Annotated in this window: 16 protein-coding genes; 1 reads left to right on the top strand and 15 read right to left on the bottom strand. The window is 49.9% G+C overall.

Annotated elements, in window-relative coordinates:
- Positions 1-371: 371 nt before the first annotated feature.
- From ACZYR9_RS04570 to cymR, 7 genes are all read right to left on the bottom strand, one after another.
- Entirely contained in the window at positions 372-653 is a 282-nt protein-coding gene (locus ACZYR9_RS04570) for a hypothetical protein (protein ID WP_488977282.1), read from the bottom strand.
- A gap of 28 nt (positions 654-681) precedes the next feature.
- Entirely contained in the window at positions 682-1,962 is a 1,281-nt protein-coding gene (locus ACZYR9_RS04565; RefSeq protein WP_488977281.1) for an ArsB/NhaD family transporter, read from the bottom strand.
- Between the two features lie 176 nt (positions 1,963-2,138).
- Positions 2,139-3,209, bottom strand: a complete 1,071-nt coding sequence (locus ACZYR9_RS04560) for an AI-2E family transporter (RefSeq protein ID WP_488977280.1) — start codon at positions 3,207-3,209, stop codon at positions 2,139-2,141.
- A gap of 246 nt (positions 3,210-3,455) precedes the next feature.
- Entirely contained in the window at positions 3,456-3,653 is a 198-nt protein-coding gene (locus ACZYR9_RS04555; RefSeq protein ID WP_488977279.1) for a hypothetical protein, read from the bottom strand.
- A 10-nt stretch (positions 3,654-3,663) separates the two neighbouring features.
- A complete protein-coding gene (locus ACZYR9_RS04550) occupies positions 3,664-4,185 on the bottom strand; it encodes a PRC-barrel domain-containing protein (RefSeq protein ID WP_488977278.1) in 522 nt (173 codons plus the stop codon).
- A 34-nt stretch (positions 4,186-4,219) separates the two neighbouring features.
- Positions 4,220-5,371 (bottom strand): cysteine desulfurase family protein, encoded by a 1,152-nt coding sequence (locus ACZYR9_RS04545; RefSeq protein WP_488977277.1) that lies wholly within the window; start codon positions 5,369-5,371, stop codon positions 4,220-4,222.
- A gap of 70 nt (positions 5,372-5,441) precedes the next feature.
- Positions 5,442-5,864, bottom strand: coding sequence for a cysteine metabolism transcriptional regulator CymR (gene cymR, locus ACZYR9_RS04540; RefSeq protein ID WP_488977276.1), 423 nt, complete (start codon positions 5,862-5,864; stop codon positions 5,442-5,444).
- A 287-nt stretch (positions 5,865-6,151) separates the two neighbouring features.
- Here cymR and mnmA point away from each other — a divergent pair, with 287 nt between their 5' ends.
- On the top strand, positions 6,152-7,237 hold the full coding sequence (gene mnmA / locus ACZYR9_RS04535) for a tRNA 2-thiouridine(34) synthase MnmA (RefSeq protein ID WP_488977275.1): 1,086 nt from the start codon (positions 6,152-6,154) through the stop codon (positions 7,235-7,237).
- Between the two features lie 83 nt (positions 7,238-7,320).
- Here mnmA and ACZYR9_RS04530 read toward each other — a convergent pair whose 3' ends face one another.
- From ACZYR9_RS04530 to hisS, 8 genes are all read right to left on the bottom strand, one after another.
- Positions 7,321-8,658: a hemolysin family protein gene (locus tag ACZYR9_RS04530; protein ID WP_488977274.1), complete on the bottom strand. Its 1,338-nt coding sequence runs from the start codon at positions 8,656-8,658 to the stop codon at positions 7,321-7,323.
- Between the two features lie 233 nt (positions 8,659-8,891).
- Positions 8,892-9,398, bottom strand: a complete 507-nt coding sequence (locus ACZYR9_RS04525) for a PCYCGC motif-containing (lipo)protein (protein ID WP_488977273.1) — start codon at positions 9,396-9,398, stop codon at positions 8,892-8,894.
- An 84-nt stretch (positions 9,399-9,482) separates the two neighbouring features.
- Positions 9,483-10,802: a replication-associated recombination protein A gene (locus tag ACZYR9_RS04520; protein ID WP_488977272.1), complete on the bottom strand. Its 1,320-nt coding sequence runs from the start codon at positions 10,800-10,802 to the stop codon at positions 9,483-9,485.
- A gap of 129 nt (positions 10,803-10,931) precedes the next feature.
- Complete coding sequence (locus ACZYR9_RS04515; RefSeq protein WP_488977271.1) at positions 10,932-11,393, bottom strand: hypothetical protein; 462 nt, start codon at positions 11,391-11,393, stop codon at positions 10,932-10,934.
- 3 nt (positions 11,394-11,396) lie between these two features.
- Entirely contained in the window at positions 11,397-12,185 is a 789-nt protein-coding gene (locus tag ACZYR9_RS04510) for a hypothetical protein (protein WP_488977270.1), read from the bottom strand.
- A gap of 152 nt (positions 12,186-12,337) precedes the next feature.
- Positions 12,338-13,090 (bottom strand): tRNA threonylcarbamoyladenosine dehydratase, encoded by a 753-nt coding sequence (locus ACZYR9_RS04505; protein ID WP_488977269.1) that lies wholly within the window; start codon positions 13,088-13,090, stop codon positions 12,338-12,340.
- 30 nt (positions 13,091-13,120) lie between these two features.
- Positions 13,121-14,905 carry an aspartate--tRNA ligase gene (aspS, locus tag ACZYR9_RS04500; RefSeq protein ID WP_488977268.1) on the bottom strand — a complete coding sequence of 595 codons (1,785 nt, stop codon included), beginning with the start codon at positions 14,903-14,905 and terminating at the stop codon, positions 13,121-13,123.
- A 45-nt stretch (positions 14,906-14,950) separates the two neighbouring features.
- Positions 14,951-16,207, bottom strand: coding sequence for a histidine--tRNA ligase (gene hisS, locus ACZYR9_RS04495; RefSeq protein ID WP_488977267.1), 1,257 nt, complete (start codon positions 16,205-16,207; stop codon positions 14,951-14,953).
- Positions 16,208-16,299: the final 92 nt, after the last annotated feature.

Below are 16,299 nucleotides of genomic sequence, written 5' to 3'. Positions count from 1 at the left end.
ACAGGGACGATTTGCTCGCGGTACCACCCTGGTTATTGTGCGGCTTGCAGTCAGGCGTCTGCACAATCTCCTCTGAACGGATGTTAACGGGTCCGACCGGCGGAGTTTATCCGCACTCTGAAATGAGCGTTCGGTCATCCTTCATCAGAAAGGCTTTCGCAGCTGGAACGATCGCTTCGCTTTAGGACCGTGCCCTTTTACGCAAAAACGCGCCGCTCCAAAGCCTTCTCTCTGGCTAATGGGCCTATGACCTACTGAATTTCGTCAACGCTTTCTCATGTATAAACAAATAGACCTATTCAAACCAAAATTATACCGATCCCCCATCGCACTGTCAACTTGATATCCAAGCCCCGAGCCTGGTTCCTTGACTATGCCCAAGCGACCCATGTGACCAGCCGATGCTTGAACATATGGATGACAAAATCCACATAGTAGTCCTGCCTGACAATCCACTGGTACTCTTCATTATGGCGCGCATAAAACAGTACATCGGTATAAAGATCATTTTCGTCGAAAAAAGCCCTTATTTGTTTGACAGCCATCTCCACCCCGACGTCCGGGCGGTGCAGCTTCATCCGGAATTCCACATCCGGACCGTTAACGTGTTCTTCTATTGTAAGCAGCTCTTTATCGTACTCGTATTGCAGCATACCTCATCCAGCCTTCCTGGGGAACTGTTTACATTAAATATCTCACATAGATATACACATTGGCAATCACAATGGTCAACAGCATGAGCGGGAATGCCACTTTCAGGTAGCTTATAAACGACATCGGATGTCCTTCCCTGGCTGAAATACCCGCCACAATCAGGTTGGCGCTGGCCCCGATGATCGTACCGTTGCCTCCAAGGCAGGCGCCGAGCGCAAGACTCCACCATAATGGTTCGACGTTGCTCACTCCCATGGCGCCCATCTCCTGAATCATTGGAATCATGGTGGCCACAAAAGGGATATTATCCATAAAAGACGAAGCGAGGGCGCTCAGCCACAAAATCAGAATAGCCGAACGAGTCGGGTCGCCTCCGGTAATGCCCACAGCATATTCCGCAAGCGCTGCGATGATTTGCGTTTCGACCAATCCTCCAACGAGCACGAAGAGACCGATAAAGAAGAAAATGGTTGTCCACTCCACGTTATGAAAAGCATCCTCCATGTAACGTTCACCCGTCAGCAGGAGAAGCAGAAAAGCGCCGGCAAGCGCTACGGTTGCAGACTCGATATGTACAATCTGATGCAGAAAGAAACCCAAAATCGTAAGAGCCAGAACCGTTAGACATTTTTTCAACAGCACGGGATCCTGAATCTCCGCCTTCTCATCAAGCTCCATGATGCTTAAACGAAGCTCGTCCGTCGTTTGGATCCGCTTCCGGTACAGCAGTACGAATATAGGCAGGATAACGACCATGATGATAATCACGATTGGCGTCAAATTCGCAATAAAGGCGTTGAAGGTCAGCTCCTTCACGGCACTGCCGATCATAATATTCGGAGGATCTCCGATCAAGGTTGCCGTACCGCCGATGTTGCTGGCCATAATTTGCGAGATAAAGAAAGGAATGGGGTCAACCTGCAGCCTACGCGTAATGCTAAGCGTAACGGGAACAATCAGAAGCACCGTAGTGACATTATCCAAAAAGGCCGAGCATACCGCCGTAACCACACCGAGAACGACCAGAATACGGATGGGATAGCCGCCTGCTTTTTTGGCCGACCATACCGCAACATATTTGAACGCCCCTGTCTTCGCCGTAACCCCTACAATAATCATCATTCCAATCAAAAGGCCGAGCGTATTCAAATCAATATGATGAAATGCCGTTTCCTGATCTAGAATGCCGAGTGCCACAACGAAAATGGCTCCGATCATGGCAACGATGGTGCGGTGAATTTTCTCGGAAATAATGAATGCGTAAGAAATAAGAAATAGCCCGAGTGCTGTAATCGCTTGCTGACTCATGAAGTAACCCCTTCCAAAATATTGTATGATATATATTACTTTTGAAATAAAATGAAAAAAGCTCCATAGGATGAGCTCTTACACGGCACGCCAACCTCCCAATGAATTGACGTTAAACCGTAAACATGGAACATTATACGCCTAAATGCCATCATCTGACAAGCGTTAAAACCGATCTAGACGGTTCTCCGATGAATGAAATACAAAAACACATGCTGAAGAATCACTTTCATCACGGCAAAGAAAGGAACAGCCAGGATCAGCCCCGCAATCCCTCCTACTTCACCACCCACAAGCAGCGCAAAAATAATGAACAGCGGATGCATATTCAAAGAACGCCCAACCACTTGAGGAGAAATGACATTCCCCTCAAGAATTTGGCAAATGGTGTTTACCAGGATGACCAGCAGCATCATTTTCCATGATATCGTAGACGCAACGATTAACGCCGGGGCTGCGCCAAGAAACGGCCCCAAATAAGGGATGATATTAAACACCGCAACCACGCACGCCAGGAGAAGGGCATAAGGAAGTCCTATCAGCCAATAGCCGACGTAAGCCAGAAGCCCGACGATCATACAGACGGTAAACTGTCCGCGGATGTAATTCCCAAGCGCCGTATCAATGTCCACCAGCATAGAAACAATTTCTTTACGGTGGGCCTTGGGGACGATCGCCAAGGTCGTTTTTTCAATCAGCTGTAAGTCTTTTAAAATGTAGAAGGCCACAAACGGAATGATGAAAGCAAGAAACATGGCATTGATTGTGTTCCCGATCCCGCCCAGGTAACCCGCAATCGCTAGAGAAATCCCTTCCTCCAGCTTGGAAAGCGACTGATTGATGCCCTCCCGCACGCTGTCGGGTAAAAATTTCAACCCGTTGAAATCATCCACAACGCTTTGCGCTTTAAACGCCACATCCGGCATATGCTGGTTCAGCTCGGCAAGCTGTTTGATCAGCATAGGGATCACATTCATCAGCACTACCGTCGCGGAAGTGATAAACACCGCATATATGGTAAGCACGGCGACCGTACGCGGTACCTTGCGGGCCCCAAGCAGAGAAACCACCGGATTCAATACATAAGAAATAATCAACGCAATAATAAACGGCGTCAGAATTTCGCTTAAAAATTGATATATACCAACGATGATCGGACGAAGCTGCAGCAGCATGAACAATATGGCAAGCCCGAGCAGCGTATAGATCATCCCGATGAATAACCGATGCTTCGGAAACTGTTCCATAGACTCCTCTCCCCCATCTTGACTCCATATGCTTAAACCATTACCCTTTACAGTATATGTACAAGCCGATCGTCTTAACCCTGATCTTCCATTCTTTGAAAAATAGCATATCCACGTTTTGGGCGAATACAATACATAGAGAAAGAATCTTTTGCAGACAAGACAAAAACACCGTTTCCCTAAAGAGACCTTACGCCTCCAGGAAAACGGTGTTCTTCGCTTGAGTCAAGCGACCGCAAGCCATTTTTAATTCGCATGGACTTGCACTATTTCTTCTTCAAAAAACAAATCGTCCAAGGAGCTCAACGTTCCGTCCTCTTCCACTTGAAAGACAGACATTTTATCTCCATTTACGGTTAATTCGATAAAGCAGCCCCAGCAGTAAAACTGGTGCGAGCCGATCTTGCCGATATCCTTGGAATTGCAGTTTGGACAACGCAGCATCTCAATCACCCTATTCTTCTTTTGGTACGAAGATTTCCTCCAATGTATGACTAGCCTGTACGGGAACAATTAAAGCGTCCTCGCCGATCTTAACCGAGTCCGGCATCGGCAACCATTTGCGCCCTTCTTTTAAATCAGAAATGAAACCCTCGGTCAATTCATAACCTATTACCTTTATACCCTTAATCAGATCCAAATAAACATCTTCTACCCTTCCAAGCTGCTGCCCGTTTATGGTAATCACCGGCATTCCTCTCAGCTTGGAATCTCCGCATAGCAAGGTGCAAAAATCCTGGTCTGACGCCATGGAACGCACGGCTTCTTCCTTCTTAATCGTAACGGCATCATCGCCAAGCGCAACGATATCCGCTGAAGCGATGCAGGTCATGTCGGAAAACCAATGCTTGGCCTCCAGCAGCAGCGCCTTTACCTGCCATCCTTCATCCATCAGGAGATCCTTGGTATGGCCTACCAGCTTGCCTGTTTCTACACAAATGATCGGCAAACCGATGACATCCCGCGCTTTCTTCACAAGGTTTGCCTCCTTGAAAATTTTAAACATTTGCTTAATGGTTACTACGCAAACGGTGAATGATGGTTTCAAGGATACCCACAGCTTCAGAAATTTGCTCTTCATCGTTGTTAGCCCCAAAGCTGAAACGTATGGCCGACTCGGTTACCGCCTCCGGAAGCTTCATCGCCTTAAGCACGTGGGATACTTCCAAGGAACCCGAAGTGCAGGCCGAGCCGCTTGCCGCAGCCACTCCCGCCAAATCGAGATTCATCAGCATCGTTTCCGTCGAAATGCCGGGGAAGCTGACGTTCAAAATATGGGGTAGCACCTCCGTCGGATGGCCATTGATCACAAAAGCATCAGCTTCCAAACGCTCTGCTAATTCCTTCACCATTCCTTGACGTAGTTTTTCCATCTTTTGTTTCAATTCATACCTGTTTTTTTGCATGATTTCCACAGCTTTCGCGAAGCCGGCGATTCCTGCCGTATTCTCTGTACCCGGCCGGCGTTTGCGTTCCTGCGAGCCGCCGTATAACAGCGGTGAGATCTTGGTCGTTCTTGCTATATATAAAGCACCGATTCCCTTAGGACCGTTCAGCTTGTGCGCGGAAAAGCTCATGAGATCGACCGGAAGCCGTCCAAGATCCATCGGGATATGCGCCAACGCTTGAACCGCGTCGACATGAAAGCATATCCCCCGTTCTCTTGCCAGTCGTCCAATGGCTTCAATGGGCTGCAGCGTCCCGGTTTCGTTGTTTCCATACATGACGCTGATCAAGATTGTATCTTGACGAATGGCCGCTTCTACATCGGTTACGGAAACCTGGCCAAAACGGTCAACCGGGAGGTACGTAACTTCATACCCAAGCTGCTCTAACCGCTCACAGGCATGAAGAACCGCATGATGCTCAATGCTTGTCGTAATGATATGCTTGCCGCGGGAGCGGTACGCTTCCGCGGCACCGAACAATGCCGTATTGTCGCTCTCTGTCCCGCTTCCGGTGAACACCAGTTCGGATGGAGAGCATCCGATAAATGCGGCAATTCGATCCCTGGCCGCATTCAGTGCCGTACGCGCCTCCCGTCCTGCCGCGTGTGTGCTGGAGGCGTTGCCGTACATTTCAGAAAGATAGGGGATCATGGCTTCCACGACTTCCGGATGTACGGGTGTCGTAGCGGCATGATCCAAGTAAATTAACTTCAAAGCATTCACCACATCTGTTTAATAGGATTTGGAAAAGACCCGGAATCGGAGGAAAAAGCATCTGCAGAGGCTAAATATAGAACATGTAGCTGTCGTTTTGACTGCCTTCTTCCTTGTAGGAGATGAGATCAGCGAGCGTGGTTGAATCAAGCACCTGCGCTATACCGTCGCGGATTCGAATCCATAGGTTCCGCTTGGCAGGATCGTCCTCTTCTGTGAAATCGACAGGACTGATCGGCCCTTCCAGCACCCGGATAATATCTCCAGAGGAGATTTCCTCCGGGGATTTAGACAATATATATCCTCCATACGCTCCGCGAATGCTTTTGACTAGCCCCGCATTCCTAAGCGGTGCGACCAATTGCTCCAAATAATGCTCGGAAAGCTGGTGCTTTTCCGCGATGCTTTTTAATGAGGTGGGGCCTTCTCCGAACCTTGTCGCCAGCTCCATCATGATGGTGAGTCCGTAGCGGCCTTTAGTGGATATCTTCAAGTCGAGCACCTCGTTTACATCAGAAAGTATAGATTTGACCTAATGGATCAGCTTTCTGTTGCTTCAAGTCTAAGCTTCCATATAAACATGAATGCGCCTTTATCCTTCGCAAGGCTTTGATAAGAAGCTTTTATTGCATATCATACATTTTTGTATCGAATCTATCGTAACATAAAACCACGTATTGTGGGAGCAAAACCGTGACATATTAATGAAAAATTTTATTCTTTTTGCAAATGCATGTATAATATAAAAATGCCAGTTAAGCAAAGTGAGGTATTGGACATATGACGAAAAAAGCACGCGTCGTCCTCGGCATGTCCGGCGGCGTCGATTCTTCGGTTTCGGCGCTTATTCTTAAGGAGCAAGGCTATGAGGTTATCGGCGTTTTTATGAAAAATTGGGACGATACGGACGAATTCGGCCATTGTACCGCAGAGGAAGATGCGGAAGATGTAAGGCGCGTTTGCGACCAAATCGGCATTCCCTATTATACGGTAAATTTTGAAAAACAATACATGGACAAGGTATTCAATTACTTTTTGGACGAATACCGCAAAGGCCGGACTCCGAATCCGGATGTGATGTGCAACCGGGAAATCAAATTCGGGGAATTCCTGAACAAAGCGCTGGAGCTCGGCGCAGATTATATCGCGACCGGCCACTATGCCCGTGTGGAGCATCGGGACGGAGCCTACCGGCTGCTTCGCGGAGTCGATTCGAACAAGGATCAGACCTATTTTCTGAATGCCTTGGATCAATACCAGCTTTCCAAGGCGATGTTCCCGATCGGGCATCTTCCGAAGCCTGAGGTTCGCGCCATCGCAGAGAAGGCCGGATTGGCTACAGCCAAGAAAAAGGACAGCACCGGCGTCTGCTTTATCGGCGAGCGCAACTTCAAGGAGTTTCTCAGCGGCTACCTTCCTGCCAAGCCCGGCGATATGAGAACGCTCGATGGTGAGGTAAAGGGCCGTCATGACGGACTCATGTACTATACCATGGGCCAGCGTCAAGGTCTTGGCATCGGAGGATCGGGCAGCGGAGAACCGTGGTTTGTCGCCGACAAGGATCTTGAGAACAATATCCTGTACGTTGTCCAAGGGGAAAAGCATCCCGCACTCTACTCAACAGGTCTTAAAGCCTCCGAATTGAACTGGATTAAGGGAGAAGCTCCAAAGGAGCCGCTCCACTGTACAGCGAAATTCCGTTACCGGCAGCCGGATCAAGGCGTTACCGTTCATTTCGGTGAAGGCGGCGCTTGCGAGATCGTGTTCGACCAGCCGCAAAAAGCCATCACTCCGGGCCAATCGGTCGTTTTCTACGACGGAGATGAGTGTCTGGGTGGAGCAACCATCGATAAAATCATAAAGTAACAAGTGATTTTCCCAATAACAAAGAAGTTATGCTCGCATGATGAACATAACTTCTTCTTTTTTTTATTTGTTTGACCTCCGGTTCATCCTTCATGGATAGACACATCCGGGCCGATACCCGCGGCCTTTCGTCTTACCACTATTCTCGATATCCGCAAATGATCGATTTCTTCAATGATAAAGTCATAATCCTCATTCCAATACAGCTGCTGATGCTTCTGCGGAGGCATTTCCACCTGGGAGTAAATCCATCCGCCGATCGTATCATAGTCATCCGTTTCGATGCTTATTCCGAAGTAGCTGTTCACCTCCTCAATGAGCATTCGTCCGTCAATGGAATAAGACGCAGCATCCCTCCTCTCGATCTTCGGCCGTTCCTCATCGAATTCATCTTGTATTTCCCCGACGATTTCTTCGATAATATCCTCAAATGTGACTAGACCGGACGTTCCTCCGTACTCATCAATCAATAAAACCATCTGAGTCTTTTTCTTCTGCATTAATTTAAGCAAAGCGCTGATTTGCATCGATTCGGGCACTTTCGTAATCGCCCTGATGATCGCCTGCATATCTCCTTCGGCTTCGGGCCATTTCAACAAGTCTTTAATATGTATAAATCCGATGATATTGTCTTTATCCGGATCACATACCGGATAACGCGTATGCATTTCGCTGATCGCGATCATTTTATTTTCTTCATACGTTCTATTCGCATATAGACAAATCATCTCTGTCCGTGGGATCATGATTTCCCTGGCATACGTTTCCGAGAAATCAAAAATATTATCCACAAGCGTCAATTCCGTGCTGTCAATAAAGCCGCTTCGGTTGCTCTCCTTCATCATGACGCGAATCTCTTCTTCCGTATGAGCCGACGGGCGCTCCGCATGAGGTTCGACTCCAGCCAAACGCAGCAATGCATGGGAGATCGCATTTACCAGCCGGATGAACGGATACATCAGCTTGTAAAAGCCCGCCAAAGGTATGATGGTAAAAAGGATCACCTGATCGGATTTACGAATCCCGTACGATTTGGGCAGCTGTTCTCCTGCGATGATATGCAGTACAGTGATAAGCAGGAAAGCAAGGATGAAAGCCATCGTCTTTATAAAGGCTTCCGGCAGCCGCAAAGGCCCTAGAGCCAGCTCCAGCCATGCTGCGACCATAAGTCCTCCAACCCATCCGAGTCCGAGGGAGGTTAAAGTAATCCCCATTTGACAAGCGGATAAATAGGCATCGAGGTTTTCCATGACGGACTTCGAGAATCGAGCCCTTCTCGAGCCCTTCTCCGCCAGTGCTTCGATCCGGCTCCGGGACGCCTTTACCATCGCAAATTCCGCAGAAACGAAAAAACCGTTAAGAAACACCAGCAGCAACACAATACTAACGTTCAGGATCAACGTCAACGGATCGCTACTCAATGGTTTTACCTACCCGCCTCCAACAGGCGAACAGGCACACCTCCCTTGGATGTACAAATTCTTCATGCCACCGACGTCTTCCGGCAGAAACCCGTTTCACAGATACATTAATACACTATACAGTCCACCGTCAGACTAGAACGAAAAATCGTCACAGCTATTCCAGCGGACGGGCAGGGCGCCGATACAAAAAACGCCCGGCAAAGGAGCCGGACGTTTCATATTTTATGCGGTTAGAGAGGCATTGGCGTTGGGGTCGGCTCCGCAAAGCCTTTCATGTAAGCTTGATCGATGGCTTTACGGATTTCCTGCAGCGACTTTCCCTCCTGAGTCATCTTGATGGACTCCACGGCGATCTGCAAGCAGACTCCGCATCTTGTTCCGTGATCATCCCATACGACGGAGCCGTCATCATTTACTTTTTGAATGAAGCAATTCATATTGCTGACATGCCCCGCACTCTCGCCGCAGCCGCAGTAGCATGGCATCCACTGAAGAATATGCGTCGCTTTTCCAGCCGCCTGGTACACGAGACGCATCTCTGCCGGCTGATGATCCAAAAAAGAGGGCAAAATATCGGCCGAAGCCGTTTTTTCCTGGATGTCGCCAACTGCCGTGTGCTCATGACCTTGGTGCTCGGAAGGTGTCTGGGCTTGCTCCGTCCTGCTGCCGCATGCGGAAACGAGGGTTGTCACAGTGGATAATATCAAAATCATGGCCATAAGCCGTTTGTGTTTCATATTCTTCACTCGTTTCTTTACCATAAAATTAAGCTATGATGGAATGATTATACTATAATCGATCCTTGACGCTCAAACTTCTCCTTAGAGTTTGGGTTTAGAGGAACGGCGCTTCTCCTGATTTTGCCGGATTTTATCTTCCGTCCCCTGACCCGTGGCTTCATAAAAACGCTCATGCTTGATCGGACCGGGCAAATATTGCTGTTCCACATAATGGCCCGGATAATCATGCGGGTACAAATATCCTTTATGCCCCAGCTGTGCCGCCCCTTGATAATGGGTATCTCTCAAATGCATAGGCACCTCCGCAGATCTCAGTTTTTCCATAGCCTGCGTTACCTTGGACAACGCTATAGGAATGGCGTTGGATTTCGGACTTTCTACCGCAAACAGGATAGCTTGGGCAATGATATATTGTGATTCCGGCCAGCCGATTTTATGATAAGCGTCCATCGCCGTCACGGCTTGAACCATGGCCTGCGGATTCGCAAGACCGATATCCTCGCTGCACATGACGATGAGACGGCGCAAAAACGTCATTGGGTCCATCCCGAGCTTTTCCACTGCGTACATAAACCAAAACAGCGCCGCATCGCTGGATCCGCGCAAGCTCTTGTGAAACGCTGACAGCACGTCATACTGTGTAGACTCGTCCGCTTTAATGGTAGGCCGGCGAATCGATTCCTCCGCCACCGCCATTGTTATCCGTACCGTACCCTCCTGATCAGGCGGAGTCGTCAGCGCAGCCAGCTCCAGGGCATTGAGCGCCCGCCGGATATCTCCTCCAGCCATCTTCGACAGGTGCTCGAGCGCCCCTTCCTCGGCTTCGATAGACATATAACCGAGCCCGCGCTCCTTGTCGGACAGCGCCCTTCTCATCGCTATAAGGGAATGCTCATGCGTGAGCGGCTGCAATTGAAACAGCGTGGAACGGGACAGCAGCGCACCGTTGACATGATGGAAAGGATTTTCCGTCGTTGCTCCGATGAAAATGATGATTCCTTGTTCTACCGCAGGCAGCAGAGCATCCTGGCGCGATGTATTAAAACGGTGCACCTCGTCCAAAAACAGAATCGTTTTTTTGCCGTATAATGACCGATTATGCTTAGCCTGGTCAATGACTTCGCGGACATCCTTAACGCTGGCATCCACAGCATTCAGCTTGACGAAAATACCTGAGGTACGTTGTGAAATAATATGTGCCAGTGTCGTTTTTCCCGTCCCGGGAGGACCATAGAGCAGGATGGAGGTGACCTGATCGGCCTCAATCGCGCGGCGGAGCAGCTTGCCCTGTCCTACAATATGGTCCTGTCCGATATACTCCTCTAACGTTACCGGACGCATCCGGTCGGCAAGCAGCTTGCCGGACAGGCTTTGTTCGGCCGCCATCGTAAATAAATCCATGTGCTTCACAACCTCTTAGCTTCATTTGCCTAATCGCATCGATAAGCTCACAGCTTTACCGTTTACTGTTTTATTATAACAAAATTCCCTCCGGTCGGCACTTCTGTACGCGTTTAAGCCCGAGATTCCTTATCTGCCCAATTCCCCGATCCGCAGCGCAAACCGCTTCTGCATCGTTTGCCGCACCTGATACACCTGATCCGGAGAGCATTCCACAATCACAATCACGTCGCTGCTGTCTCTGCTGCGCTTTTGCTGACGGCGCGATCTCCGGTTATTCCACGCATCCAGCGCAAATCCGCCAAGCCCACCTGCCAAGAGACCAAGCAGTCCCCAGATGATGGGTCCCCAGACCAGTTTAAATCCGATCGAAGCTCCGATGACGGATCCAACAGTACCTAAAACAGCAGCGCCGTCCATCATACTAATGCCATCCGATTGATGCATCGTATCTATTACATGGCCCGAGGGAATTGGGCTGTCATTCATATGGACCGCCGAGATGCAATCGCCCGAAATCCCTTGAGCCTCCAGATCACTCACAGCAAGCTCCAGCTCATCCGAATATTGGAACGTTCCGAAGACATACATATCCTAATGCTCTCCCTTGGTCCGGCTCAATTTTAACTGCAAGCCGGAATGATGCTCTTCCAGCCACTGTCTTTGGCATTTATTATACATTTGGTTGTTTTCAACGGTTTGCATATAAGCATCATAGGCAGAAAAACAGTAAATGGATGGCAAAAACAATACCCATTGCGGGTCAAGTAATCCGCGCGAGCTGCCAATGTCTCCAATGAACAGCAATAGAATCGCTTCCATGAGATGCGAATAATACGTGATAACCATCCAGGCCCCCAACACGAAAAAACCGATAGGGATTCGGTGAACATACAGCTGTCCCAAGCCCGGCATTAATAATGACCACACGAAACTGAGCCAAGGCGAACGTTTATCCAAAAAGTTCAGTGAGATCGTGCTCATTTGAAAAGGATTGATTGGAGCTCCCTCTCTTTCGGCAAGCACATACTCCTTATTAAGCTCCACTGTAGTCCGGTAGCTATCCCAAATCGCATAAACATAAACCGCCATATACATCAGCAGCCAGCGTTTATTCAGGACGGCTTTCGACAGGTCGAATTGCCCGGTAAAGGCATACATCATGGATTCATTGATTCGGGATTGCATGTTCACCACTAATTCCCATATGACAAGAATAAAACCTTTTACATAAATACCTAACTGTAAATGACCGAAACCGGGGAAGGCCGCTGACCACCAAGCGACGACCCAAGGCTTGCGAGGATGAAGCAAATTGAAGTTTAGCGTACCCAAAGAAGATAAGTAACGTCGGTTTCGATAGAGCATTCGATTGTTTTTCATTGCTGTAAACTCCACTGGGAATGTGAATTGCGGTCAAGCTCTATTAGTATACCCTTTTTTTAACTTTTTCTGTGAATTTATTGGAAATAAAAAACACCCTTGAGCTTGGTTCATTTCATACTCAAGGGTGTTTTTTTAATTTCAAATACAGCTTACTTGATTCCGGCTCTCGCCAGTAAATCCTTCACCACAACACTCACCATGATCAATCCGACAACCGGCGGTACAAAGGAATTGCTGGCCGGAGGCTGCTGCGCTTTACGGATTTCCGGCGCATTCTCCGGCACGATTTTCTGGGTAACATCCACACGCGGCTTCATTGGCTCCTCCGTAGAGAAGACTACCTTTACTCCTTTTTTGATGCCTTCCTTGCGCAGCTTGTGCCGGATGACACGAGCCAGCGGATCGACGGAGGTCTTGGAGATGTCCGCCACCTGAAAACGGGTCGGGTCCATCTTGTTGGCTGCGCCCATACTGGAAATGAGCGGAATTTTGCGCTGCAAGCACTGTTTGATCAAATGAATCTTGTAGCTGATCGTATCCGATGCATCAAGGACATAATCCAACGGATACTCAAACAGCTTCTCATAGGTTTCTTCCGTGTAAAACATGCGCAATGCGACGGCGTCGCACTCCGGATTAATCTGGAGGACGCGGTCTCTCATCAGCTCGGCCTTCGGTTGGCCAACGGTCGACATCAGCGCGTGAATTTGACGGTTGATGTTCGTAATGTCTACGACATCCTTGTCGATCATCACAACCCGGCCAATGCCGGTACGAACCAACGCTTCGGCGGCGATCGAACCGACGCCTCCGATACCAAGCACCGCTACGGTGCTGTTCTTCAGCACCTCAAGCCCTTCCGGACCGATAGCGAGCTCCGTTCGGGAAAATTGGTGCAGCATTAGGCAAGCTCACACTCCTTTTCCAAATCGTTATTTAGACGATGGCTGCTTTAACGCCAATCGTATCGAAAGCTGCTCGAGCTGCTTGTCATCCACCACACCAGGGGCATCGGTCAAGAGGTCCGTCGCGCTGGCAGTTTTCGGGAACGCAATCGTCTCACGCAGGTTCGTGCGCCCGGTAATCAGCATGACCAGACGGTCGAAACCGAAGGCAATCCCCCCGTGCGGCGGTGTGCCGTATTCGAAAGCTTCCAGCAGGAAACCGAATTTTTCTTGTGCGTCTTCTTTGGAGAAGCCCAGAGCGCCGAACATTTTCTCCTGCACTTCTCTTTGGTAAATCCGCATGGAGCCCCCGCCCACTTCGTAGCCATTGAGCACGAGGTCGTAAGCTTGAGCGCGAATTTGACCCGGATCCGTATCGAAGTAGTGAACATCCTCTTCCTTCGGACGGGTGAACGGATGGTGCTCCGCCACATAACGCTTCTCTTCCTCGTCATAGCTAAGCAGCGGGAAGTCAACGACCCAAGCAAATTTAAACTGGCTGTCATCAATCAGCCCAAGCTGGCGTCCGATTTTCAGGCGGAGGTTGCCCAGCACATCTGCAACCACCTTCTTCGTATCCGCGGAGAACAGCAGCAGGTCTCCCTCTTCGGCCTCAAGCCGCTGCTTCAAGGCTTCAAGCTCCTGCTCGCTGAAAAACTTCACGATCGGCCCTTTCAGCTCGCCTTCCTTGTAAGTCATCCAGGCAAGACCCTTGGCACCGTAACGGGCCGCAAACACGCCCAGATCGTCGATCTCCTTACGGCTCCATGCTGCGCATCCCTTAGCGTTCAGCGCCTTCACTTGGCCGCCCTTCTTGATCACGTTTGCGAATACCTGAACGCCCGAATCGGAAACAATGTCGGACACGTCCTTCAGTTCGAGTCCGAAACGGAGATCCGGCTTGTCCGAGCCGTACTTGCCCATGGCGTCCGCGTAGCTGATACGCTGGAATGGAGCAGGAATTTCAACGCCGGCCGTTTCCCGGAACAACCTTACGATCAACTGCTCCATCAGTTCAAGAAGCTGATCCTGCGACAAGAACGAAGTCTCAATGTCCACCTGCGTAAATTCCGGCTGGCGGTCGGCGCGCAGGTCTTCGTCGCGGAAGCAGCGTGCAATCTGATAATAACGCTCCAACCCGCTGACCATCAGAAGCTGCTTGAAGATTTGCGGCGATTGCGGCAGCGCGAAAAACTCGCCCGGATGAACGCGGCTTGGCACAAGATAATCGCGTGCTCCTTCCGGCGTGCTTTTCGTCAGAATCGGCGTTTCGACATCAATAAACCCGTTCTCGTCCAGGAAGTCGCGGAACACCTTGGCGGCCTTGGAACGAAGCATTAACGTGCGCTGCATTTCCGGACGGCGCAGATCCAGATAACGGTATTTGAGCCGCAGCGATTCGTCGATTTCGATGCCGTCCTCGATGAAGAACGGCGGATTTTTGGCCGCATTCATAATCTCAATCTCCGTGATTTGCACTTCGATCTCGCCTGTCGAGATGTTCGGATTCACCGTTTCCGCATCCCGTTCAACCACTTTCCCCCGAACAGCGAGTACGTACTCATTGCGCGCACGGTCGGCCACAGCCAGCGCATCTCCGGAAAAAGCCGGATTGAACACGATTTGCACAATACCGCTGCGGTCGCGCAGATCGATGAAGAGCACGCCGCCCAAATCGCGGCGGCGCTGCACCCAGCCGTTCAAAGTTACTGTTTCTCCAACGTTTGCCTTGCTCAATGCTCCGCAATGATGCGTTTTTAACATCATAGTCATGTTGATTTCTACCTCCAGGTTTATAAAAATAGACTTATATCACTTTTACGAAATCCGGCTTTTCAGCGTTTGAACCAAGCTGGAAAGCGGCAGCGTTTCCTGCTCTCCTGTCGCCATCGTCTTTACGGTGATTTCACCGCGGGCAAGCTCGTCGTCTCCCAGAATAGCTACATAGGCCGCTTGGTACCTGTCGGCCGATTTCATCTTCGCCTTGATCTTGCGGCCCAGGTAATCCTTCTCCGCCGTCAGACCGGCAGCACGCAGGCTTTGCAGTAGCTTGACGCATTCTTTCTCCGCCGCTTCGCCTAACCCTATCACATAGATGTCCAACGGTTTGGCCGACGGAATGTCGACACCCTGGGCCTGCAGCACGAGCAGAATACGCTCCATCCCAAGACCCAACCCGACGCCGGGCTGATCGTTTCCGCCGATCTGTCCCACGAGACCGTTGTAACGGCCCCCTCCTCCGATCGTATCAATCGCGCCGATCCCCGCCGCTTTATACTCAAAGGCCGTGTGCGTATAATAGTCCAAGCCTCTGACAAGCCGCGGATTTACCCGAAACGGGATATCCATCGCCTGAAGATGATCCTGTACCGCCTGAAAATGCACCGAACACTCTTCATCCAGATGCTCGAGAATAGTCGGCGCTCCTTCACAGTACTTTTGATCGATTTTACAATCGAGAATACGCATCGGGTTGCGGTCGTAACGGGATTGACAATCCTTACACAGCTGATCCTTCACCGGGGCGAAGAATTTCTGTACGTGTTCACGGTAAGCCTCGCGTACCGCAGGATTGCCGACGGAATTGACCTCCACCGTCACGTCTTTGAGGCCCAGCTCCTTGTAAAACGTAAACCCAAGTGCAATGACCTCTGCATCCAGCCCAGGATCCACAGAGCCGAAAGCCTCGATTCCGAACTGGTGGAACTGGCGGTAGCGGCCAGCCTGCGGTTGTTCATATCGGAACATCGGCCCGATATAATACAGCTTGCTGACATCCGGCTCGCCGTAAAGCTTATTCTCGACGTAAGAGCGAACGACACCGGCTGTTCCTTCAGGACGAAGCGATATGCTGCGGTCGCCCTTATCCAAAAACGTATACATTTCTTTTTCGACGATATCCGTCGTTTCCCCTACACCGCGCTTAAACAGCTCGGTGTGCTCAAAAATCGGGGTACGGATTTCGCGGTAATTAAAACGCAGACACAAATCTCTCGCCTTGGACTCGATATACTGCCATTTCTCAATTTCACCGGGGAGTAAATCCTGCGTTCCTTTCGGCTTTTGAATACTCATCTATTGGCCGCTCCTTTCTTTATTGGCAACAGGTAATTCCTTCCTAAAATAAAAAACTCCCGCCCCTGAATCCACTTCAGGGACGAGAGATT

This window comes from Paenibacillus sp. F024 (assembly GCF_057814255.1).
This window is presented reverse-complemented; position numbering and strand designations above follow the sequence as displayed.